Raw genomic sequence first — 21,862 nt, 5'->3', positions numbered from 1 at the left:
CATGGGTCAAATCGTTTCCGATTTCTTCGCAAAGCTCATCGAATGGATCACCTACGGCGCCGAATACTTTGCCGGGGTCATTGCGGGCTTGTTTGAGGCCATGCTGGCCATTATCAAAAACCTGCTGTTTTTGCTGTTCTCCGCCTTGATGACCATCGTCGAAGGCGTCATCGACGGTTCGGGAATTTCGACCTACCTGGGGAAAATCAACACCAACTACACCGGGGCGCTTGGCTATTTCTTGGAGCTGTTCCAAGTCCCGCAAGCGGTCTCTGCCTTGGGTCTTGCTTATATCATTCGGTTTGCTATCCGGCGCTTGCCGGTTGTGGGTTAAGTCATGGCGGGCATAACAGGCATAACCGGATTACCGGGCGGCGGCAAATCGTACACCGCCACCGAACTATTCCTATTGCCAGCGCTAAGGGAAGGGCGGCCAATCGTGACCAATCTACCGCTACAAATGGACGTGATAGCCGGCCAATTTCCGGCCGCAACTATCCAGTTTATCGACTTCGAGCAATTCGACTTCAAGTTAAGCAACCTACCGGCTGGCTGCTTACTGGCCATAGACGAATGTTGGCGCAAATGGCCACAAGGCAAGCAAGCCAAGAACATCGCAGTTGATGAACTGGCAGTGTTTAAAGAACATCGCCACCACAGCGACCAAAACGGGCGGTCGATGGATATTGTGTTAATTACCCAAGACGTGGCCGACTTGGCTAAACCAATCCGCGACCTGATAGAGACCACGATTATCAGCGTTAAGCATCTGGATTTAGGCCGTGAGGATGCCTGTATTCGTTGGTATTGCAAGCGTAGCGCATCGATCACCAGCGACGGCAAGCCGCCGAAGAACGCGGTTATCCGGTCTGAAAACGTTAAATACAAGGCCGACGTGTGGCAATACTACAAAACCCATATGCACGCCCAAGGCGGGGCGGTCAACGAAACCCGCATCGTAAAAAGCACTGTGTTCGGCTCGTTCGCGTTCAAAGCCGGGGCCATCATCGCCGGCTTGGCGGTCGCCGTAACCATCTGGTCATTTATCAAAACCGGCGAAAACGTTAAAAAAGCCACCACCAAAAAAGAAATAGTAACCCAGACAGAAACACAGCCAAACCTCACGCAAGTAACCCAAACACAGGCCGCAACGTCCCCACAGCTAACCGACAAACGGCCTTACAGCATGACCTGGCGACTAGCCGGTACGCTGGAAAACTACGGCGGTCGAGGGCATACCTTATACATACTCGTTAACACGGCCGGCAGAATACGCAAATTGACCGACACACATTGCCGTTGGGCGGGTTATGAGCGGGAATGCGAAGTCGATGGTGAAATAGTCGCTAGTTACACGGGCTCAGCCGAGCCCAGCTATACCGGCGCACAAGCTCCGCAACGCGTGGCATCGCAACCAGTAGCGGTTGCAAGTGCTACTCCTTTAAAACCCCAAGAACAACCGTATGTATTCGGACTCGAAGACTAATGGGCGGCCGTTCAAGGCAATACAGCGATAGTCTCTCGCTACGCTTGGGCGATCCCCGCGAAAAATACCCGTGGGTATCTCAGCTTAGCGACGTTAGGCTGCACAACTATGGCGAATACAGCCTGATTTCATACCGTGAAGCCAGCGATTTTGGTGCAATGACGCAAACCGGCAAGCCCAAAAGCCCCGAACTACTTAATGCCGCGCTTGTTGAAGAATATATCGAACGACACAACACCATGCCGGCTTGGAGCTTGAAAGAACATCAAGACTCGGAAACAGTTCGCCGGCGCAATCTCGGCCTTAATACCGGTGAAAATCCGGATTAACGGCACAGCAAGGATCAACTGAGCAATAGCTGTACACTATGAGGCGAAATCTACCCTATATCCCTACCCTCGGCTATACCGGCGATTACCCGACTATCAGCAATAAGCGAGGTGACTTACCGCAAAGTATCAAATTTGGTCGTTACGGTAGCGGCAGCACAGGTCCATTTCATGGCTTTGTTGATGACTGGCGGCTTGAAGGGATATGGCGTGATCCTGCCTACATGTTGGATAAAGCCGGTCAAGCCGGCATAGTGATAGCACCTGACTTCTCCGTATTTCCCCACTATCCCCATTACTTCGCCTGTTACCAAGTGTGGCGCTCGAGATTAGTGGCCGCCTGGTGGCAAGCGAATGGCGTAACAGTAATCCCAGTCCTTCAATGGACGCATTCCGGCGATAGTCGCCTATCGCATTATTTCGCCGGCCTAGAGCATTGTGAACTGGTAGCAGTTAGAGCACCGTCTGTCGGTTTTGAAATGGACTGGCAAGCTGCTGCTGAATGTTTTGTATCGATGTATCCGGAAATAACGGTTTTGCATTTCGGACCACGCCGTGGTTCTGACGTTTTTCCCAACTGTATTTTGCAATCATTAAACCCCCGGATGTCCCTGTAGCACATCTTAAATAAATCGTTTATATCGATTGTTGATTGACAATAAACCTCCGTTAAGGCACATGAAAATAGGAAATAGTTATGGCTTCCAACCTTGGTAAATCGAACCCTAGAATTACAAACAATTGGTTATTTGACGAGGAAACAGCGGCCAAGTGCGGTGAGATATTTATTACATCGGCCGGCGGTCATTGGCATTCTTCAAGCGTCACTGTGCTGCATAACGACGTCGATACCGTCAAACAGTTGTATTCCGGTCTGGTGATTAAAGAATCGCTGGATATGCTCATCAAAGCCTATGATGCAAACACTCAAGAAATAGAAATTGACGGCACGCTGTGGCGCCTGGGGTCCGGCCGTCGCGGCGGTTACCGCTACTCGCTCAATAGCCGTGAACGTGGATTGGTCATACTCGTAGGTTCTTTCTATTGCCTGCCTGAATTTAATGGCCACCATCTGAAAATAGAAACCTCGCCATGTTTTACTTTGGACCGCACAGTTGATGAAATTCAGGCAGAACTAGACCGTGTGGCGAAACTATTCATTACCCAGCTTGCATATACGGGCTGTGCAGTCCACTTTTGCGCCGATGTGCAGGGCTGGGACTGTCCTCACGACCTTGATTATCGAATCACTGCGCGGGCCAAGCGCGTGATGCGCCACTCCGGCATTTCCACCTTCGAGTACAACGGCTCCGACGTTGCCATGTCTTACGGCAAAGGTCAGTCGTTTCTCTTTGGTACTGCATCATCCCTGCAATTCGCGGTATACGACAAGTCAAAAGCCGTGAAGGACAAAGGCGAAGAACATCTATGGCCGAAAATATGGGAAGCCAAACGTAACGCCGAATGTGAATCCGCTTATGATCCTGAACAAACGGTTTGGCGTATTGAAGCCAGAGCGCATCATTCCGTCGTTGAGCAATTTGCCCGCGGCATTAATGCCCAACTGAAATCTTTTAAGGCTGTGTCCGAGCATCTAACCGGACTGTGGCAATACGCCTTGAATAACTTCCGTTTGGATGCAGACAAGAACTACATTGATCCTTTCTGGCAATACTTACGTGACGATATTATTTTTTATCACGACGCTAAAGCCATTGAATATAAAAGGGTTTATAAAACGACTGATCAAAACCCTACACCGTCTGACCGTGCCGTCATGGTCTGTTTTGGTCAACTTTGTTCGCTGTACGCCAAAAACCAATTCTCCCTAGCCAAAGCGTCAAACTACCTGGTGAATTCCGGTATCTGGGCAAATCTTTGCAGTATTTACACCTCACGAAAGCTTACTCCGGACGATATATTCTTAGACCTGGACGCTAAGCTGTGTAGATTCCCGTTTTATCGTCAAAAGCAGCTTAACTTATGATAAAAAAGCAAGGTGAAAAGTGGCTGGTTGATATACAGCCTGGCGGACGTGGGCATAAGCGTTACCGCAAAGCATTCGATACCAAAGCCGAAGCCAAACGATTTGAATTGACCATTCAAAGCCGTATTGCTACGGATTCCAGTTACTCATTGCCTAAAAAAGACACGCGCAAACTAACGGATTTCGTCAATCTTTGGTATCAATCTACAGGCCAATTCTTGAATTCCGGTAAGGACTCCTATCAGCGCATGATTCAAGCCTCGGCCAAGATGGGTAATCCAGTGATGTCGATATTCAAACCTGTTATATTTATTGAATACCGCTCTGCTCGTATCAATGAAGGCTGCAAGTCGGCAACCTTAAACCGTGAACTCCAAACTTTTAAAGCCGTTTTTAACGACTTGATTCGCTCGGCTCAATACGATGGTAAAAACCATTTTGCGGCCGTCAAACAAATTAAGCTCTCCGAACCTAAGACCACCTATCTTTCAACCGATCAAATCAAAAAGCTCTTTTCGTATTTGGAGAAAAGCGAATCGGATGCTTACTTGATTGCATTGGTTTGTTTGGCAACCGGTGCAAGATGGGGTGAGGCACAATCCCTGACCTTATCGGACATATCCAGTGGAATGATTCATTACCATGAAACCAAATCCAAAAAGTCTCGTTCTGTACCTGTCACTGACGACCTGTATAAACGGTTGATGGACCGATTGACGCAAGGACCGTTTAATGACGCTTACTCCACATTTACCAGGCGTCTTTACGAATCCGGCATTAATTTGCCGGAGGGTCAACGAACTCATGTTTTACGTCATACCTTTGCCAGTCATTACATAATGAACGGCGGCAATATTCTTGCGCTACAAAAGATTCTAGGCCATTCGACTTTGAACATGACCATGAAGTACAGTCACCTAGCGCCCGACTATTTAAAGGAAGTTTTGCAAATCAATCCCGCGTTGGCACTTGGTTGACACTACAGGAAAAAAGACATAAAAAAAGGACTATCGCCTAAGCGTAAGTCCTTGATTCTGATGGTGGGTCGTGTGCGATTCGAACGCACGACCATCGCATTAAAAGTGCGGTGCTCTACCGGCTGAGCTAACGACCCGTCGTTGAATCCATACATTATATAGCTATAACCTAAATTTGCAAGTCTATTTTCAAAATTTGTCTTTTTTAGCCTGGATGGGTACTTGGCATCTTTTTACCTGAATCCGTGACCCCACATATTGCCAACCCCCTTTTATTTGTCAGGCTATTCTAAAATTCGCTGAATTCAAAAGTTCGCCCCTGGAGTCGAGTTTAACAGCTAGAAATTTTGCCAATTATCCGGAGTGTCAAACGGCTTTGAAAAGTTTCCAGTTTTCATGACTCCAGTCGAATTGACAGGTCTCGCCCGCCGGAAACAGCAGCGGCACGAAGGCTTGTTTGATCGCCGGACTCGCAGAACGCGATGCTTTCCACGTTTTACAAAACGTGGCACCGCACTGTAACCACCCACATAGCCTTCCACCTGTAAGCATTCATACAAGCGCTGAACGGTGCGTTTACGCTTTTTTGCCCGGCAAGGCCGCGCGGTCTCTAACCACGTCGTCAATTGCTCGGTAAAGGCACCCAGGCTGGCTATTGAGCTGCTCGAACTCGGATAGAGCAAACGTCGAGCGATGACGGGAAGCTGTGAGTGAATCCATAAACAAGCGGCCATTCAGTGCGGGAAGCATAACGTTGTGTTAGTCGGCGGCACAGGCACCGGCAAAACCCATCTGGTACTGCCTTGAGCGTCAAAACCATTACCGACTACGGCAAACGTGTCCGCTTCTGCTCTACCATTGATCTGGTCACGCAACTGGAACGGGAAAAGGCGGCAAGCAATCAAGGCAAATTGGCCTACCGTTTGATTCAAGTCGATTTGGTCATTCTTGATGAACTGGGCTATCTGCCATTTTCCAAGGATGGTGGCGCTTTGTTGTTTCATTTACTATCAAAACTGTACGAGCGAACCCGTGTGGTGATCACCACCAACTTGACCTTTGCCGAATGATCCAACGTGTTCAGCAATGCCAAAATGACCACCGCCTTACCGGATCGACTCACGCACCATTGCTATATCATAGAAACCGGCAATGAATCCTACCGCTTCCGGCAAAGCTCTGAAGAAGCCAAGGCAAGGATACAAGCCAGAGAGAAAGCGAAACGCAACGGAAAAACGCCAGACGATATCTTGTACGAGGAGAATCCGTTCTAAAAATCCCGCTGGGAAACGGATGGCAAAACTACCCGATTGCTATCCGTTTCCTTTACACTTATCCACAGCCGGTGACCCCAAAAACCGGTTCCGCCCCCTGGTCAAATTTCAACCGGTACGGTTGGTCAATTTTCGCCCGGCACCAACACCTTGTGTTTATTTTTTGGCCGGATTGAGAGACAACACGCCTAGCGCAACACCCCGCTAGCCGGGGTGTAACTATCCAATACCTGAATGTAATTGGCACGTTCGTAAGCGGCAGGGTCTATTGCGTGTTGTTGACTGACGCTCCCTTTCAGTTGCGCAACCGACTGGTATTCGTGAGCGTCCAGCCATTGCGCCAATTCAGTACGCATTTGGCCCAAATAATGCGGGCCTTTTTGCAACAGCACGCTGCACAATTGCACTACGTCCGCCCCGGCCAGCAACGCTTTGATGGCGTCGGCAACATGATGAAAGCCACCGGTAACCGCTAGCGACAGATTGACCCTGCCGAACATCAATGCCGCCCAGCGGACGCGCAACAACGCTTCGGCGGGGGTAGACAACTCCAATTTAGGCACTACCTCTAGGGTATCCAAATCGATATCGGCTTGATAGAAGCGGTTGAACAGCACGATACCGTCCGCTCCGGCCGCTTGCAGACGCTGGGCGAAATGAATCGGCGAACTGAATTGCGGCGACAATTTCAGTGCTAAAGGAATACTTACCTGCGCGCGCAATGCGTGCAAAATGTCCAAATACAACTGCTCCACGCAGACGCTGGACTCGGTCGAATCGGCCGCCAGATAATAAATATTCAATTCCAAGGCGTCGGCCCCGGCGTCCTGCAAGGCTTTGCCGTATTCTATCCAGCCGCCGGCACTGGTGCCGTTCAAGCTGGCGATGACCGGAATGGCCAATGCCGCTTTTATCCGCCGCAGTTCATCCAAATATTGATCTTGATAAGTCAAAATCCGCTCCGGCAAGGGATGGAACGAGTCGGCCTCGCCGTGCCCCAGGCTTTGGCTAAAAAAGAAGCGCTCCATTTGCTGAGTTTCGGCTTCTATTTTTTCCTCGAACAAGGACGGCAGCACGATAGCCGCGGCGCCGGCGTCTTCCATAATCCGCGCCGAGTCCAAATTCTTAGTCAAAGGCGAAGCGGACGGCACCAAGGGATGGGCTAGATTCAGCCCCAAATAACGGGTGGATAAATCAGCCATGTCAGGCCTCCTTGGCGGCTTCGGCCGCCGCTTGCGCTTTTAACGCCAAGACGCTGGCGGATTCGCTCCATTCCAGCTCAGACAATTGCTTGTAATAGCGATAACGGTGTTTAACCTGTTGCTGCGCTTGCGCCAGAAAAGCTTCCGCAGTCTCCGGGTGAGATTGCCATAACATGCTGAAGCGGGTTTCGCTCATCACAAACTCCCGGTAAGGTACCGACGGCTCCGGCGAATCCAGTTGCATCGGATTTTTGCCCTGCGCAATGCGCTTGGGATTGAAACGAAACAACGGCCAGTGACCGCTTTTTACCGCCAAATTCTGTTGCCTATGGTTATTGGACATGTCCACGCCGTGCGCGATGCAGGGCGCATAGGCAATAATGATGGAGGGACCGTCGTGCGCTTCGGCCTCCAAAAACGCGTTCAAGGTCTGCGTGTCCTTGCCGGCGTAGGCCACGTGGGCGACATAGACGTTGCCGTAATCCATCGCCAGTAAGCCCAAATCTTTTTTGGCCGTGGTTTTGCCGCCGGCCGCGAATTTGGCCACCGCACCCAGCGGCGTGGCTTTGGAAGTTTGTCCGCCGGTATTCGAATACACCTCGGTATCCAATACCAAAATATTGACGTTGCGGCCGCTGGCCAGCACGTGGTCCAAGCCGCCGTAGCCAATGTCGTATGCCCAACCGTCGCCACCAATGATCCAAACACTTTTCTTGCACAAAAAGTCGGCCAACTCCAGCAAGGTGTGCGCGGCAGGCTCGGCCAATCCGGACAAGCGTTGTTTGAGCTCGGCAACGCGTTGGCGTTGTTGGTAAATGCCCGGCTCGTCGGATTGGTCCGCCTGCAATAAGGCGTCGACCGTATCGCCACCCAGGGGCTCACGTAAACTATGCAACAATTCGGCGGCGAATTCGGCTTGCTTGTCTATGGATAAGCGCATGCCCAGGCCGAACTCAGCATTGTCTTCGAACAGCGAATTGCTCCAGGCTGGCCCGCGTCCGTCGGCATTTTTGCTCCAAGGGGTGGTCGGCAAATTGCCGCCGTAGATGGACGAACAGCCAGTCGCATTGGCGACTATCATACGGTCGCCGAACAACTGCGAAGCCAGCTTGATGTAGGGCGTTTCGCCGCAGCCTACGCAAGCGCCGGAAAATTCGAACAAAGGCTGCAACACCATGGCGCCTTTGATGGTGTTGAGTTTGATTTGGGTACGGTCGTACTCCGGCAGCGACAAAAAGAACCGCCAGTTTTCCCGTTCCTGTTCGCGGAGCGGCGGTTGCGGGCGCATGTTCAAGGCCTTGCGGCTGGCGTTGGACTTGTCCCGAATCGGACAAATATCCACGCACAAACTGCAACCGGTGCAATCTTCCGGCGCCACTTGATAACTCATCGCCAAGCCGGCCGGGAAATCCTTGCCCAGCATAGGCGCGGACTTGAAGGTCGGCGGCGCCGATGCCAGCGCTTCCGTTGGATAAATTTTGCTGCGTATGGCTGCATGTGGGCATACCATCGCGCATTTTCCGCACTCGGTGCATAAATCGGTTTCCCATACCGGGATTTCCAAGGCCAGATTGCGTTTTTCGTAAGCAGCGGTACTGGTGGGAAAGGTACCGTCCACCGGCAAAGCGCTGACTGGTAGGGCATCACCGCGGCCGGCGATGATCTCCGCGGTCACCCGCCGCACGAATTCCGGCGCGGTTTCGTCGATCCGGCCTTGCAAGTCGAAACTGGCAGTAGCCTGTTTCGGCAAAAGCACGTTATGCAAACCGGCCAGGGTGGCGTCTATGGCCTTGAAATTCAATTCCACGATACGCGGACCCTTTTTCCCGTAGGTTTTTTCGACCGCGTGCTTGATGGCGGCTATAGCCTGCTGTTGCGGCAACACACCGGAGATCGCGAAAAAACAAGTCTGCATGATGGTATTGATGCGTTTTCCCATGCCGCAGGCTTGCGCCACCCGATAGCCGTCTATCACATAAAAACGGATATTTTTATCCAGCATTTGTTGTTGCATGCGCAGGGGTAGGCTGTCCCAAACCGCGTCGGGCGCGACCGGAGTATTCAGCAAGAACACCGCATGATCGGCAGCGTTGGCCAACATGTCGTAATGGTCCAGAAATACCGTTTGATGGCAACCGATGAAATTGGCATCGTTTTCGCCGATCAGATAGGTCGATTTAATCGGCTTTGGCCCGAAACGCAAATGCGACACCGTAACCGCGCCGGACTTTTTGGAGTCGTAAACGAAATAGCCTTGCGCATAGGAATCGGTTTCTTCGCCTATGATTTTAATGGTATTTTTATTGGCACCCACCGTACCGTCGCTGCCCAAACCGTAGAACATCGCCTGCACCACGCCGCCATGGGCGTCGGTACGAAAAGCGGCATCCCAGTCCAGGCTGCTATGGGTAACATCGTCGTGTATACCCAGGGTGAATTGATTCTTCGGTTTGTCCTTAGCCAACTCGTCGAACACGGCCTTCACCATGCCGGGGGTAAATTCTTTGGACGATAATCCGTAACGACCGCCTACCACGACCGGCATTTGCGCAAACCGACCGTTGCCGGTCATCGCCGCTTGCGCGATGGCTGTCAACACGTCTTTATATAACGGTTCGCCGTCCGCCCCCGCTTCCTTGGTCCTGTCCAGCACGGCAATTTTTCGGCACGAGGCCGGCAACGCGGCCAACAAATAGTCGGGGGAAAACGGCCGGTACAAACGTACCTTCAACAAACCGACGTTTTCGCCTTGCCGATTCAAAAACTCGACGGTTTCCTCGGCAGCCTCGGCGCCTGATCCCATCATGATAACGATTCGATCGGCATTGTCCGCACCCACATACTCGAACAAACGGTAACGGCGCCCGCTCAGATCCGCGAACCTATCCATCGCTCGTTGCACGATGTCCGGTAATGCCGCATAAAACGGGTTGACCGTTTCGCGCGCTTGGAAATACACGTCCGGATTTTGCGCCGTTCCGCGCAACACCGGTTTGTCGGGAGTCAATGCCCGGCCGCGAAAGGCGCTAATCCATTCCTTTTCTATCATGGCCTCCAAGATTGCGTCGTCCAGTGCGAATAATTTAGCGACTTCGTGCGAGGTGCGAAAACCGTCGAAAAAGTGCATGAAGGGGATTCGGCCCTCCAGGCTGGCGGCCTGGGCGATCAACGCGAAATCTTGTACTTCTTGCGGAGCGTTGGAACACAGCATCGCAAAGCCGGTACTGCGCGCCGCCATCACGTCGCTGTGGTCGCCGAAGATCGACAAGGCCTGACAAGCCAGCGAGCGAGCCGCGATGTGAAACACGGTCGGCGTTAGTTCGCCGGCAATCTTGTACATGTTGGGCAGCATCAGCAGCAACCCCTGCGACGCGGTGAACGTGGTCGCCAGGGTGCCTGCCTGCAACGCGCCGTGAATGGCCCCCGCTGCACCACCCTCGCTTTGCATTTCGATGACCTGGGGTACGCTACCCCAGAGATTTGTCACGCCGCGCGCCGACCAGTCGTCGGCCCATTCCCCCATGGGCGACGACGGGGTAATCGGGTAAATGGCGATGACTTCGTTCAATTTATGGGCGACAGCGGCAGCCGCCTGATTGCCGTCGATAGTGAGTGTCTTAGAGGTAGTCATGACACACTCCTGTAGTTTGCGAAACCGTCATGGTAAAGTCGAAGAATAACCCTACGACTTGTCTAGGAAGTATAGTCCAGCGCAAACCGACAAGCGCTCCATTGCTACGGCGCTAAAAAACCGAGGCCTGCTTGACGAATCGGCAATCATGTTCTAGCGGGCTAAAGATATACACAAATTCTGTGGATAACTTTGTGTATTACGTGTCGAAAATTTGCTGCACCCCTAGAATTTCAAGGGCTAAGCTTAAATTGGCGCAAACTTTATCAGCCAAATAACTCTTTAAATATCAATAGCTTAATTTTTTTGAACTTTTTTCAACGAGTTGCAGTGTCAAGCGTTTTTTTATCGTGAGCACAATTCCGCTCTGTGCATAACCGAGATCGAACTGTCAAGGACGATTCGCTGAACCTGCAAACTTACCAAGGCGCAATCCTGCCGTCGTAACGAATGAAACCCCCGGTTTGCTTCAGTGTGAAAGCGTCCAATTGCGTCCGCATTCCCGCCACGCTTTCGCTCGCGTCAATCAACGCGTTTTTACCGCCCATATCGGTCTGCACCCAACCGGGATGCAAAATCAACACGCCCACCCCGCGAGGGCGCAAATCGATGGACAAACTCTTGTACGCCGCATTCAAAGCGGCCTTGCTCGTCCGATACAAATAACTGCCGCCGCTGGTGTTGTCGGTCATGCTGCCCATTAAGCTGCTGACAGCCGCGATTAATTTACCCTCGCTACGCTCAACTTGGGGAAGAAACGCTTCGGCCATTTTTACCGCCGCCAGTGTATTCACCCAAAATGCCTGCGCCCATACTTGATAATCCAAGTTTCCCAAACCGCTGTTATCCGGGTAGATTCCGGCGTTATTCAGCAACAAATCGCACGACTCTCCGGCCAATTCCGCACTTAAAGCGTCTATTTGCGAGAAATTTGCAACATCCAGAGCATGCAAGCTCAACAACGGAAAACGACTTGCCAATTCCGCCAAGGCAGCCGCATCCCCAGGCTCGCGGCAAGTCGCAAACACCCGCCACCCGGCCGCGGCGTATTGACGGCAAAACTCCAGACCCAAGCCGCGGTTGGCTCCGGTTACTAAAATGCTAGACATGACTAACCTCCCGCTAATGGATAGGAAAATGATTGTAACCCACTGCCTCCGGAACGCTGTATTTTCGGGTCAAACAGCGAAACGGCAATATTTCTAGGCCGGGAACATAGCAGTCAAACCCATGCTCGGCAGCATTTTGGAGCTAAGCGATTGGATAGGCCGACGCATGTCCTTACGAATCGATTAGTACGGACCATGCCTTACTGCGTATCCGAAACAGGCGAGCGGTGACCTTTCTGGCGGCCGGTACACGCCGCGGTGCCGCTATCCGCGGTGCAGATCCAGTCCGGTGGCGAGCACACAGCCAGCCGAGACTCGAAAATCGCTCACCCCATACAAGCGCAACGATGAACGCCGCCTCAGAAACGCCAGCACCGTGCGAGTCCAACAGCCATGAAACCGCTGCATCGCCGCGAAAAACGACAGGTCGCCGGAAAGAGCGACGTCCTTGTCGCGACCGTGGTGCCCCTCCCACAATGAGGTTCAGGGTGACGAATTATTGCCGCCCGCCGCACAAACAGGAGTACCATAGCCCGGTTAGGTTTTTCAATGCCCTCGCTATGCTGTCACACATCCTCCCCAAAGCCGAAATCTCCATTCGGGAAAACTTAAACTGGTTGTACATCCTGCGTAACCTGTTGTTGTTCGGAGTGGTCATCCTGGTGTTCATCGCCGTACACGGCTTGGGCATCGAACTACCGATGAACCAGTTATGGCTGGCGATTTTCGCGATATCGATTTTAAATCTGTATACCTGGCTGCGGCTGCGCACCCCGGAACCGGTGACCGAACACGAGATTTTTTCGCAAATCTGCATGGACGTATTGGCCTTGGCCTATCTCTTGTACTTGACCGGCGGAGCCTCCAATCCGATCATCTGGGTATTTTTGTTGCCGCTGATCGTCACCGCAATCATGCTGCCGCAATCTTACGCCTGGAACATGGTGATCATCACCTCCTGCGTCTACACCGTTCTGATTGCCTACAACATTCCGTTGCCGGCGCTGGCACCGCATGCCGAACACCACATGACCAACTTGACGCCGGAAATGAGTTTGCGCATGCAGCTGCTGGAAGACCGGCGCTATTTCAATCTGCACATTTTCGGCATGTGGTTCGGCTTCGTATTCAGTTCCGGCCTGGTGGCGTTTTTCGTGGTCGCATTGGCCAAGACTCTGAAAGAACGCGAGCGCAGCCTGGCCGAAGCGCGCGAAGCGGCCCTGCGCGACGAGCGAGTCGTATCGCTGGGCACGCTGGCCGCCAACGCCGCCCACGACATGGGGACGCCGTTAGGGACGATTGCCATCCTGACCCATCAAATCGCCGAAGACTTCCCCGAATGTCGCTTTCCGGAACTGAACGAAAAGTTGGTCATCCTCAAACAGCAATTAGACCGCTGCAAACAAGCCTTGTCGGTTATGTCGGCGTCGGCCGGCGAAATGCGCGCCGAATCCGGCAAAGTCGTCCACGTTAGCGAGTATTTGGACGACGTACTGAAACAATGGCGCACCCATAAAGCCGCCACCAAACTAAAATTGTTCATTGCGCATAATGTCGACCTGGACGCGCGAATCATCGCCGAACGCACGCTGACGCATTCCTTGATCAACATTCTCAACAACGCCTCGGAAGTCACTCGAGAGGATGCCGGTATCGAGTTTCACGCCGAATGGGACATAGACAACTTATGCGTTAAAATTCGCGACTTCGGCCCCGGCCTGCCGCCCGGACTGGTCGGTTTCGCCGGGCAACAGCCGGTCAAGAGCAACAAACAAGGCATGGGAGTCGGCTTGTTTTTGGCATGTACCACAATTAGACGCCTCAAGGGTACGATCAGCTTCAACAATTTGGATTCCGGCGGCGCTTGCGTCGAAATCCACTTACCGTTAATTACTAAGGAGAGTGCTTATGACCGAAGTTACCACGGATAAACCCAATTTATTGCTAGTCGACGACGACGTGACATTCTGTACGGTACTGAAGCCCGCCTTGGAAAAGCGTAACTTTCAAGTTACCATTGCCAACGACGTCAACACCGCCATTGCGCTGGCGGAACAAACCGAACCCGAATATGCGGTCATCGACTTGCGCATCGGTTACGACTCCGGTTTGGAGATGGTCAAAAAATTGATCTCGCTCGACAGCAACACCCAAATCGTCATGCTGACCGGTTTCGCCAGTATCGCCACCGCGGTCGAAGCCATTAAATTGGGCGCGATTCACTATCTGACCAAACCCGCCAGTCCGGACGAAATCGTCAGCGCCTTGCATAGAAACGAAGGCGACGCTAGCGTGGCAATCAGCGACAACCCGTTATCGGTCAAACGTTTGGAATGGGAACACTTGCAAAAAGTGCTGATGCAGCACGACGGCAACATTTCCGCCGCGGCCCGCGCCTTGAACATGCACCGGCGCACCTTGCAACGCAAACTGGAAAAGCGTCCGGTTAGGGAGTGACCCGATGTTAAACAACCGCACCTTAGACTTCAGCGTTTTGCTAGGCTTTTGCAGCCTGATTTTCTGGCTATCGGCCCAGGAAACCCTGCCGGTTCCCATGATGTTCGACTGGCAAGACAAGCTGGAGCATGCCGCCGCTTATTTTGCGATAGGCATTTGCAGCTGGCGCGCACTGCGCCACACCGGATTCGGCGAGTTGCGTCTGGCACTGGCGAGCGCTGCATTTTGCAGCCTGTACGGCCTTAGCGACGAATGGCACCAATCCTTCGTTCCCGGCCGGGAAACCAGCGCATTGGATTGGCTGGCGGATACCTTGGGCGCAAGCGCCGCGTCCGTCCTATGTTACCGCCGGCGTTTGCTGCCTCTGTTCAACGCCGTACCTTAACCGCCTGCGCCCCTAGGCCCTTTTCGTCCGGCCAACCCGATATTGCTCGGCAGCCCACCGCCTTCTGCCCGGATCGGACAACTCGGCCTCGTCCCAAAGCCGACAGCGTGTCTGCGTATTTCGGATTAAAGCAAAAAAAGATAAAATCGTTACATTCGCGTTAATTTTCGGAGTTTTAGGTGAGTATTTTGACGATCCTGGAATTTCCCGACCGCCGCTTGCGCAATGTGGCCGAGGAAGTTCCCGTAGTCGACGACCATATCAAAAAGTTGGTGGACGACATGTTGGAAACCATGTATTCCGCCAAGGGCGTCGGCTTGGCCGCGACCCAAGTCAATGTGCACAAACGCGTGATCGTGATGGACGTCAGCGAAAACAAGGACGAGCCGATTTGTTTGATCAACCCGCAAATCATCCAAGAAACCGGCAAAGAAGAGTCGGAAGAAGGTTGCTTGTCGGTGCCGGGTTTTTTCGAAAAAGTCAGCCGGGCCGAACGCATCAAGATCAAAGCGCTGAACCGGGCGGGCGAATCTTTCGAACTGGAGGCCGACGGTCTATTGGCCGTGTGCATACAACACGAAATGGATCATTTGCAGGGCAAGTTATTCGTGGATTATTTATCCGCCTTCAAGCGCAATCGCATCAAAGCCAAGCTGGAAAAAATTCACAAACAACAGGGCCAATAACATCGCCATGGACATCGTTTTCGCCGGGACGCCGGAGTTTGCCGTACCCAGTTTGCAAGCCTTGCTGAATTCGCAGCACAAGGTTTGCGCGGTTTACACCCAGCCGGACAGGCCCGCCGGCCGGGGCCGCAAATTAAGCCCCAGCCCGGTCAAGCACTTGGCGTTACAGGCCGGCCTACCGGTTTATCAGCCGGAAAACTTCAAAGCCGCCGAGGCCATTGCAGCGCTAAAGGCTTTAAACGCGGATTTAATGATTGTGGTGGCCTACGGCCTGATTCTGCCGCAGGCCGTGATAGACGCCGCCCGCTTGGGCTGCATCAACGTCCACGGCTCGCTGTTGCCCCGCTGGCGCGGCGCGGCGCCCATACACCGCGCCCTGATGGCCGGCGACCGGGAAACCGGGGTTACCATCATGCGGGTCGTCAAAAAGCTGGACGCCGGCGACATGCTGCATAAAGTCGCCTGTCCGATCACTGCGGCCAGCACCAGCAGTAGTTTGCACGATCAATTGGCGCAGATGGGTGCCGTAGCTCTGGTCGAGGTGGTCGATCGCATCACCGCCGGCAATGACTCGGCACAACCCCAAGACGAAGCCTTGGTCACTTACGCGCATAAACTCGACAAGCACGAAGCCGAACTGGATTGGCGGCTCAGCGCCGAGGAATTGGACCGCAAGATCCGCGGCCTGAACGGCTGGCCGGTCGCGCAAACCTTATTGCACGGCAAAGTGCTGCGGGTATGGAACTCCTGCCTGCCCGGCACGCGCAGCAACCTGCCGCCCGGCAGCGTCGATTGCGGCGCACATGCTCTCGACGTCAGCACCGGCGACGGCGTAGTCAGGTTGTTGGAAGTACAAATGCCCGGCGGCAAACGCGTCGCCGGCAAGGACTTTCTCAACGCCCACGCTATCGACGGCGTTCGACTGGGCGCATGAAACAACGCAACTGCGCAGCCGTAATACTGGCCAGAGTGATCGGCGACGGCCAATCCCTGACGGCGGCGCTGGACCAGCATCTAGGCAAGATCAAGGACAACCAAGACCGCGCCTTTATTCAAGCGGTTTGCTACGGCGTGATCCGCCATTACTTCGAACTGGACTACCTACTCGGGCGCTTGTTGGACAAGCCCTTGAAAGCCAAAGACAGCGACGTCAAAGCTCTGCTGCTGGCAGGCCTGTACCAGTTGCGCTATATGCGCGTCAAACCGCATGCGGCCGTCTCCGAGACCGTGGCCGCGGCCCATCACAAACCCTGGGCAAAATCCTTGGTCAACGCGGTGTTACGCCGCTATTTGCGCGACAGCGAAACGCTGCTGCAAGCCGCGGCGACCGAACGGCAGGCCAGGCAAAACCATCCGGCCTGGCTGTTGGATTTGCTAGAAAGCGACTGGCCCGAGCAGGCCGGCATGATTTTAACCGCCAACGACCGTTCGCCGCCGTTGGCTTTACGCGTCAACCTCAGCCGCAACGACCGGGCGCAATACTTAGAGAGCCTGACCGAACAAGGTATAGGCGCCAAACCGATAGCCGATTGCGCCAGCGGCCTGGTGCTGGATCAGGCCATAAGCGTCGAACAACTGCCCGGTTTCGCCGACGGCCGGGTCTCGGTACAAGACGGCGCCGCGCAACTGGCGGCCGAGCTATTGGAACTGCACAGCGACCAAAGGGTTCTGGATGTCTGCGCGGCACCCGGCGGCAAAACCGCCGCCATTTTGGAGCGCGAACCCCGTTTGCGTTACCTGCTGGCCGTCGACGTCGATCCGCAGCGGCTGGAACGGGTGGCACAAAATTTACGCCGCCTGGGACTGCAAGCCGAGCTGCGCGCTGCCGATGCGGCAGACCCGGCCAGCTGGGCGAGTGATACCGCGTTCGACAGGATACTGCTGGACGCGCCGTGTTCCGGCTTAGGGGTGATTCGCCGCCACCCGGACATCAAACTGCTGCGACGGCCAAGCGACATCGACCAACTGGTCGGCTTGCAGCGCGCTATCCTGGAAAGCGTATGGCCGTTGCTGGCGCCGGGCGGGCTATTGTTGTACGCGACCTGCTCCATATCGAAGCGCGAAAACGAACGGCAAATCGCCGAGTTTTTAGCCGGGCACCCCGAAGCGAGGGAATTGCCCATCAAGGCGCATTGGGGCATCGCCCGTCCGCACGGCCGGCAAATTCTGCCGGGCGACCGGCAAATGGACGGTTTTTATTATGCCAAGCTCGGTAAAACGGTTTAGCTGGGCGATTTTATTGTGGGCTTGGCAACTTGCGCCTGGCCAGGCCTTTGCAACTGACTTGGGTTTTGGTGTCGGCATCCGCCACGCACAACTTTCCGACACCTCGCAACACGCGCCGCCGGCCTACACGGTCGAGGCCCGCATCGATTATCAGCTGAGCCCCACCGCCAAAGACGCTTTGCTGAAAGGGGTAGCGCTAACCTGGATGGTAGACTTGCAAATCCGCGAAATCGGGCGCTGGTACGACGCGGTGGTATATGCCCGGGAACTGCCCTATACCCTGCAATTTCACGCCTTGTTGAACCAATACGAAGTCACCCCGCCCACCCGGCAAAGCGAAATGTATTTAACCCTGAATGCCGCGCTGAACTTCATGTCCGGCTTGCAAGGCCTGGCCCCAATTCCCGCAGCGCTGTTTCAGCCCGGCAAACGCTACAAACTGGCGTTAAAAATCAGATTCGACCGGGAAACGCTACCCGTTCCGCTACGCCCTTTCGCGTATCTGGATTCCCAATGGTCTTTATCCAGCGCTTGGTTCATATGCCCAATTCCAAAATAAAACTGCCCGCCAGCGCCTCCATTGCCATCCTGTTCGGCTTCATCGTCCTGTCCTTGCAGTTAATGAGCAGTTCCACCCAGGAATCCTCCAAACTCAGCGAGATGCATTCCTGGTTGTTGGTCATCAACACCCTGGGTTCCATCATGCTGTTGGCTCTGGTCGTGGTCAACGCCTATTCGCTGATCCGCGAACTGAAGAAAAAAGAAGCCGGCTCGCGTTTGACCACGCGCATGGTGTCTTTATTCGTCGTGCTGGCCCTGGCGCCGGCGGCCATCGTTTATTACTTTTCGGTGCAGTTCCTGCATCAAGGCATAGACAGCTGGTTCAACGTGGAAATCGACCGGGCGATGGACGACGCGCTGGAGCTCAGCCAATCGAGCTTGGCGCAACGCATGAACTGGCATATCAAACAAACCCGGCAGATCGCCGCCCGCTTGGAAGATAACTCCGACAGCCTGATCGCGCTGGAAATCGGCAGCTTATGGTTGGAATCCGGCGCCACCGAAATGGCGGCTTTTTCCAGCCAGGGGCGGATATTGGCCTCCAGCAGCGCCAATCCGACCGACATTTTGCCGCATATGCCGGACGAACAAATCTGGCTGCAACTGCGGCAAAACAAGGAATACTTCGCCTTCGACCCCGGCGACAACGACGAAATGCTGGTACGCATCATTTTGCCGATAGACCGCAATCAAAGCCGCTTTCTGCAAGTACTGTATCCGATTCCGGTTCGGGTCACGGATTTGGCCGATTCGATCGAATTCGCCTTTATCCGCTATCAGGAAATGACGTTTTTGCGCAATGCGCTGAAAACCAGCTTTTCGTTGATTTTGCTGCTGGTATTGCTGCTCAGCTTATTGGCCGCGATATGGGTGGCGTTTATCAGCATACGCAACATCGTGGCTCCGGTTAGAGAGCTGGTCAAGGGCACCCAAGCCGTGGCGGCCGGCGACTATCAACACGAACTGCCGGTGATGAGCCAGGACGACTTGGGCTTTTTGGTGGAATCCTTCAATCAAATGACCAAACGCATCGCCCGCTCGCGCGACGAAACCCGCGCCGCCGGCCTGGAAGTGGAAAACCAACGCGCCTATCTGGAAACCATTTTGTCCAACCTGACCGCCGGCGTGATCAGTTTCGACGCCACGTTTCATATTCGCACCGCCAATCAGGCCGCTTACCGGATTCTGCACATTCCGGTCAGCCATTTCGTCGATCAAACCCTGCCGGAGCTGGCCGGCCGCCACCAGGAACTGGCCGACGTATTGTTGACCATAGAACAGTTGCTGGAAAAAGCCGACGACATTTGGGAGCAGCGCATCGTGTTTTTAGGCCCGAACGGCCGCCAAGAACTGTTATGTCGCGGTACGCCGCTGTTTTCGCAACACGGCAGCCGGGTTGGCGCCGTGGTGGTATTCGACGACGTCACCGACTTGATCCAGGCGCAAAAGAATGCAGCCTGGGGCGAGGTCGCGCGCCGCTTGGCTCACGAAATCAAGAACCCGCTGACGCCGATTCAGTTATCGGCCGAGCGCTTGCAGCACAAATTGTCCAAGGAACTGCAAGACGGCCCGGCCGAATTTTTGCAACGCGGCACCCGTACCATCGTGCAGCAAGTAGAGGCCATGAAGCGCATGGTCGACGATTTTTCCGAATACGCTCGTCCGTCCAAAAAGCGGGTGGAAAAAATCAACTTGATCGAATTGATCCAGGAAGTGCTGGCCCTCTATCAAAGCGCCATCGTGTTTACTACCAAGTTCGCCACCCGGCAAGCCATCGTCGAAGTCGATCCGATCAGCATCCGCCAAGTGCTGCACAACCTGATCAAGAACGCCCAAGAAGCCACCGGCGAGCAATGCCACATCGAAGTCAGAATCGGCAAAGCGGAACGCAACAACGTCGATTTCGTCGAATTGGCGCTTTACGACAACGGCAGCGGTTTGAATACGGAACAAATCGAAACGATTTTCGAGCCCTATGTCACCAGCAAGGCTAAAGGCACGGGGCTGGGCCTGGCCATCGTCAAGAAAATCGTCGAGGAACACGGCGGCGTGATTTGGGTGGATACATCTTATAATGCGGGCGCTGGTTTCGTAATCCAGCTCCCGGTCTTTGAATATGGAAACAGTGCATGAACAAGCAAGCGCCCTACATACTGGTGGTAGACGACGAACAGGACATTCGTCAATTGGTATCTGAAATTCTGGCCGACGAAGGCTACGAAGTGGCCATGGCGGAAAACGCCGCCGAAGCCAGACGGCAAAAAAATCTGCGCCAACCGAATTTAATCCTGCTGGACATCTGGATGCCGGACTGCGACGGGATTACCTTGCTGCGCGAATGGGTGGCCGAAGATGGCGCTATGTGCCCGGTGATCATGATGAGCGGCCACGGTTCAGTGGAGTCGGCCGTGGAGGCTACCCGTTTGGGCGCCTACGATTTTCTGGAAAAGCCATTATCGATGGCCAAACTGCTGTTGATCGTGGAACGCGCGCTGGAAGCCAGCTTGCTGCAAAGGGAAAACGCCGGACTAAAACAACAATTGATGATCACCGTCGAACCGGTCGGCAAAAGCGCCGTGATCGAACGCACCAAAGACAAGGTCAAACGCTTGGCGCAACACGATACCCGTGTGTTGTTCGTCGGCGAACCCGGTGTCGGCAAAGAGATGTTCGCCCGCTATCTGCACAACAACAGCCCGCGCCGCGACGGCCCGTTCGTCGACGTCTCGGTGGGCAGCATCGCCCCGGAAAACGCTGCCGTGGAATTTTTCGGTCGGGAAGATAACGGTCGCATATATCGCGGTTTGTTGGAACAAGCCCATCGCGGCACTTTGTTCTTGGGTGAAATCGGCGGTATGGATCCGGAAACTCAGGCACGCCTGCTGAGCGCCATGGAGTCCAGCTCGTTTTTGCGGGTCGGCGGCAGCCAAGCGGTGCGGGTGGACGTACGGGTTGCCGCTTCAACCCGGATGGCCTTGGACGAAGAAGTCAACAGCGGCCGCTTCCGCCAGGATTTGTATTACCTGTTGAATGAGGTAACCCTGGAAATTCAGGCTTTGCGCGAGCACAGCGAAGACGTGCCCAGCCTGCTGAATTATTACGTGGACCATTTCATCATTCACGAAAAACTGCCGTTCCGCCGCTTTTCCATGGCCGCGCAAAACTATCTGCGCAACTACGTCTGGCCCGGCAATGTGCGCGAACTGCGCAATCTGGTTCAGCGTCTGATGATACTGGGCGCCGGCGACGACATCGAACTGGACGAAGTCAAAAACGCCCTGGGCTCGATCGCCGAGCAACCGAAATTGGGCAGCAACGTACCCGAGTTTTTCAACCTGCCGCTCAAAGAAGCCAGAGACCATTTCGAAAAGTCGTATCTGGAATACCATTTCGAAAAGAACGGCGGCAGCGTCGCCAAACTGGCCTCGGCCATAGGCATGGAACGCACCCATTTGTACCGTAAACTACATTCGTTGAAAATTAAACTGTAGGATAGTGCGACGCCGGTTTTCAACCGATAACAATAACAACAACGCTCAACCCTCGGAGACT

The 21,862-nt window shown here is 54.0% G+C and carries 18 protein-coding genes, 1 tRNA gene and 1 pseudogene; 16 read left to right on the top strand and 4 right to left on the bottom strand.

Annotated features, from left to right (window positions below; all coding sequences use genetic code 11):
* Position 1 precedes the first annotated feature (1 nt).
* The 6 genes from F1E05_RS00920 (at position 2) to F1E05_RS00895 (ending at position 4,779) form a co-directional block, all read left to right on the top strand.
* Complete coding sequence (locus F1E05_RS00920; protein WP_150046123.1) at positions 2 to 334, top strand: hypothetical protein; 333 nt, start codon at positions 2 to 4, stop codon at positions 332 to 334.
* A gap of 3 nt (positions 335 to 337) precedes the next feature.
* Positions 338 to 1,486 (top strand): zonular occludens toxin domain-containing protein, encoded by a 1,149-nt coding sequence (locus F1E05_RS00915; RefSeq protein WP_150046122.1) that lies wholly within the window; start codon positions 338 to 340, stop codon positions 1,484 to 1,486.
* The gene (locus F1E05_RS00910) at positions 1,486 to 1,815 is read left to right on the top strand and encodes a hypothetical protein (RefSeq protein ID WP_150046121.1); all 330 of its coding nucleotides are present in this window, start codon (positions 1,486 to 1,488) and stop codon (positions 1,813 to 1,815) included. Before F1E05_RS00915 ends, F1E05_RS00910 begins: the two co-directional genes overlap by 1 nt.
* Positions 1,816 to 1,853: 38 nt before the next feature.
* Complete coding sequence (locus F1E05_RS00905) at positions 1,854 to 2,432, top strand: DUF4417 domain-containing protein (protein ID WP_150046120.1); 579 nt, start codon at positions 1,854 to 1,856, stop codon at positions 2,430 to 2,432.
* 80 nt (positions 2,433 to 2,512) lie between these two features.
* Positions 2,513 to 3,802 carry a hypothetical protein gene (locus F1E05_RS00900; protein ID WP_150046119.1) on the top strand — a complete coding sequence of 430 codons (1,290 nt, stop codon included), beginning with the start codon at positions 2,513 to 2,515 and terminating at the stop codon, positions 3,800 to 3,802.
* Positions 3,799 to 4,779 carry a phage integrase gene (locus tag F1E05_RS00895; RefSeq protein WP_150046118.1) on the top strand — a complete coding sequence of 327 codons (981 nt, stop codon included), beginning with the start codon at positions 3,799 to 3,801 and terminating at the stop codon, positions 4,777 to 4,779. The genes F1E05_RS00900 and F1E05_RS00895 overlap by 4 nt, the downstream gene beginning before the upstream one ends.
* A 61-nt stretch (positions 4,780 to 4,840) precedes the next feature.
* Here F1E05_RS00895 and F1E05_RS00890 read toward each other — a convergent pair.
* Positions 4,841 to 4,916: transfer RNA gene (locus F1E05_RS00890), tRNA-Lys, on the bottom strand.
* Between the two features lie 610 nt (positions 4,917 to 5,526).
* On the opposite strand from F1E05_RS00890, the pseudogene F1E05_RS00880 reads away from it, so the two are divergent.
* Positions 5,527 to 6,053 (top strand): annotated as a pseudogene (locus F1E05_RS00880) (ATP-binding protein); the annotation flags it as partial.
* Positions 6,054 to 6,241: 188 nt separating this feature from the next.
* Here F1E05_RS00880 and F1E05_RS00875 read toward each other — a convergent pair.
* From F1E05_RS00875 to F1E05_RS00865, 3 genes are all read right to left on the bottom strand, one after another.
* Positions 6,242 to 7,255, bottom strand: coding sequence for a dihydroorotate dehydrogenase-like protein (locus F1E05_RS00875; protein WP_150046117.1), 1,014 nt, complete (start codon positions 7,253 to 7,255; stop codon positions 6,242 to 6,244).
* Between the two features lies 1 nt (position 7,256).
* The gene (gene nifJ / locus F1E05_RS00870) at positions 7,257 to 10,886 is read right to left on the bottom strand and encodes a pyruvate:ferredoxin (flavodoxin) oxidoreductase (protein WP_150046116.1); all 3,630 of its coding nucleotides are present in this window, start codon (positions 10,884 to 10,886) and stop codon (positions 7,257 to 7,259) included.
* 419 nt (positions 10,887 to 11,305) lie between these two features.
* Complete coding sequence (locus F1E05_RS00865; RefSeq protein ID WP_150046115.1) at positions 11,306 to 11,995, bottom strand: SDR family oxidoreductase; 690 nt, start codon at positions 11,993 to 11,995, stop codon at positions 11,306 to 11,308.
* Between the two features lie 560 nt (positions 11,996 to 12,555).
* Between F1E05_RS00865 and F1E05_RS00860 the strand changes: the two genes are divergently transcribed.
* From F1E05_RS00860 to F1E05_RS00820, 9 genes are all read left to right on the top strand, one after another.
* Positions 12,556 to 13,926, top strand: coding sequence for an ATP-binding protein (locus tag F1E05_RS00860; RefSeq protein ID WP_150046114.1), 1,371 nt, complete (start codon positions 12,556 to 12,558; stop codon positions 13,924 to 13,926).
* Positions 13,904 to 14,452, top strand: coding sequence for a response regulator transcription factor (locus tag F1E05_RS00855; RefSeq protein WP_150046113.1), 549 nt, complete (start codon positions 13,904 to 13,906; stop codon positions 14,450 to 14,452). Before F1E05_RS00860 ends, F1E05_RS00855 begins: the two co-directional genes overlap by 23 nt.
* Before the next feature lie 4 nt (positions 14,453 to 14,456).
* Positions 14,457 to 14,837 carry a VanZ family protein gene (locus F1E05_RS00850; protein ID WP_150046112.1) on the top strand — a complete coding sequence of 127 codons (381 nt, stop codon included), beginning with the start codon at positions 14,457 to 14,459 and terminating at the stop codon, positions 14,835 to 14,837.
* Positions 14,838 to 15,016: 179 nt separating this feature from the next.
* A complete protein-coding gene (gene def / locus F1E05_RS00845) occupies positions 15,017 to 15,523 on the top strand; it encodes a peptide deformylase (RefSeq protein ID WP_150046111.1) in 507 nt (168 codons plus the stop codon).
* Positions 15,524 to 15,530: 7 nt separating this feature from the next.
* Positions 15,531 to 16,457: a methionyl-tRNA formyltransferase gene (gene fmt, locus F1E05_RS00840; protein ID WP_150046110.1), complete on the top strand. Its 927-nt coding sequence runs from the start codon at positions 15,531 to 15,533 to the stop codon at positions 16,455 to 16,457.
* Positions 16,454 to 17,749 carry a 16S rRNA (cytosine(967)-C(5))-methyltransferase RsmB gene (rsmB, locus tag F1E05_RS00835; protein ID WP_150046109.1) on the top strand — a complete coding sequence of 432 codons (1,296 nt, stop codon included), beginning with the start codon at positions 16,454 to 16,456 and terminating at the stop codon, positions 17,747 to 17,749. The genes fmt and rsmB overlap by 4 nt, the downstream gene beginning before the upstream one ends.
* Positions 17,724 to 18,308, top strand: coding sequence for a DUF4390 domain-containing protein (locus tag F1E05_RS00830; protein WP_150046108.1), 585 nt, complete (start codon positions 17,724 to 17,726; stop codon positions 18,306 to 18,308). The genes rsmB and F1E05_RS00830 overlap by 26 nt, the downstream gene beginning before the upstream one ends.
* Positions 18,290 to 20,443 (top strand): sensor histidine kinase, encoded by a 2,154-nt coding sequence (locus F1E05_RS00825; RefSeq protein ID WP_150046107.1) that lies wholly within the window; start codon positions 18,290 to 18,292, stop codon positions 20,441 to 20,443. Before F1E05_RS00830 ends, F1E05_RS00825 begins: the two co-directional genes overlap by 19 nt.
* A complete protein-coding gene (locus F1E05_RS00820) occupies positions 20,440 to 21,801 on the top strand; it encodes a sigma-54-dependent transcriptional regulator (protein ID WP_150046106.1) in 1,362 nt (453 codons plus the stop codon). Before F1E05_RS00825 ends, F1E05_RS00820 begins: the two co-directional genes overlap by 4 nt.
* The last annotated feature ends 61 nt before the right edge of the window (positions 21,802 to 21,862 follow it).

It is taken from the genome of Methylomonas rhizoryzae (assembly GCF_008632455.1).
In the GTDB taxonomy this organism is placed as follows: domain Bacteria; phylum Pseudomonadota; class Gammaproteobacteria; order Methylococcales; family Methylomonadaceae; genus Methylomonas; species Methylomonas rhizoryzae.
Note: the sequence above shows the minus strand (reverse complement) of the source record. Positions and strands in the feature narration are given on the sequence as shown.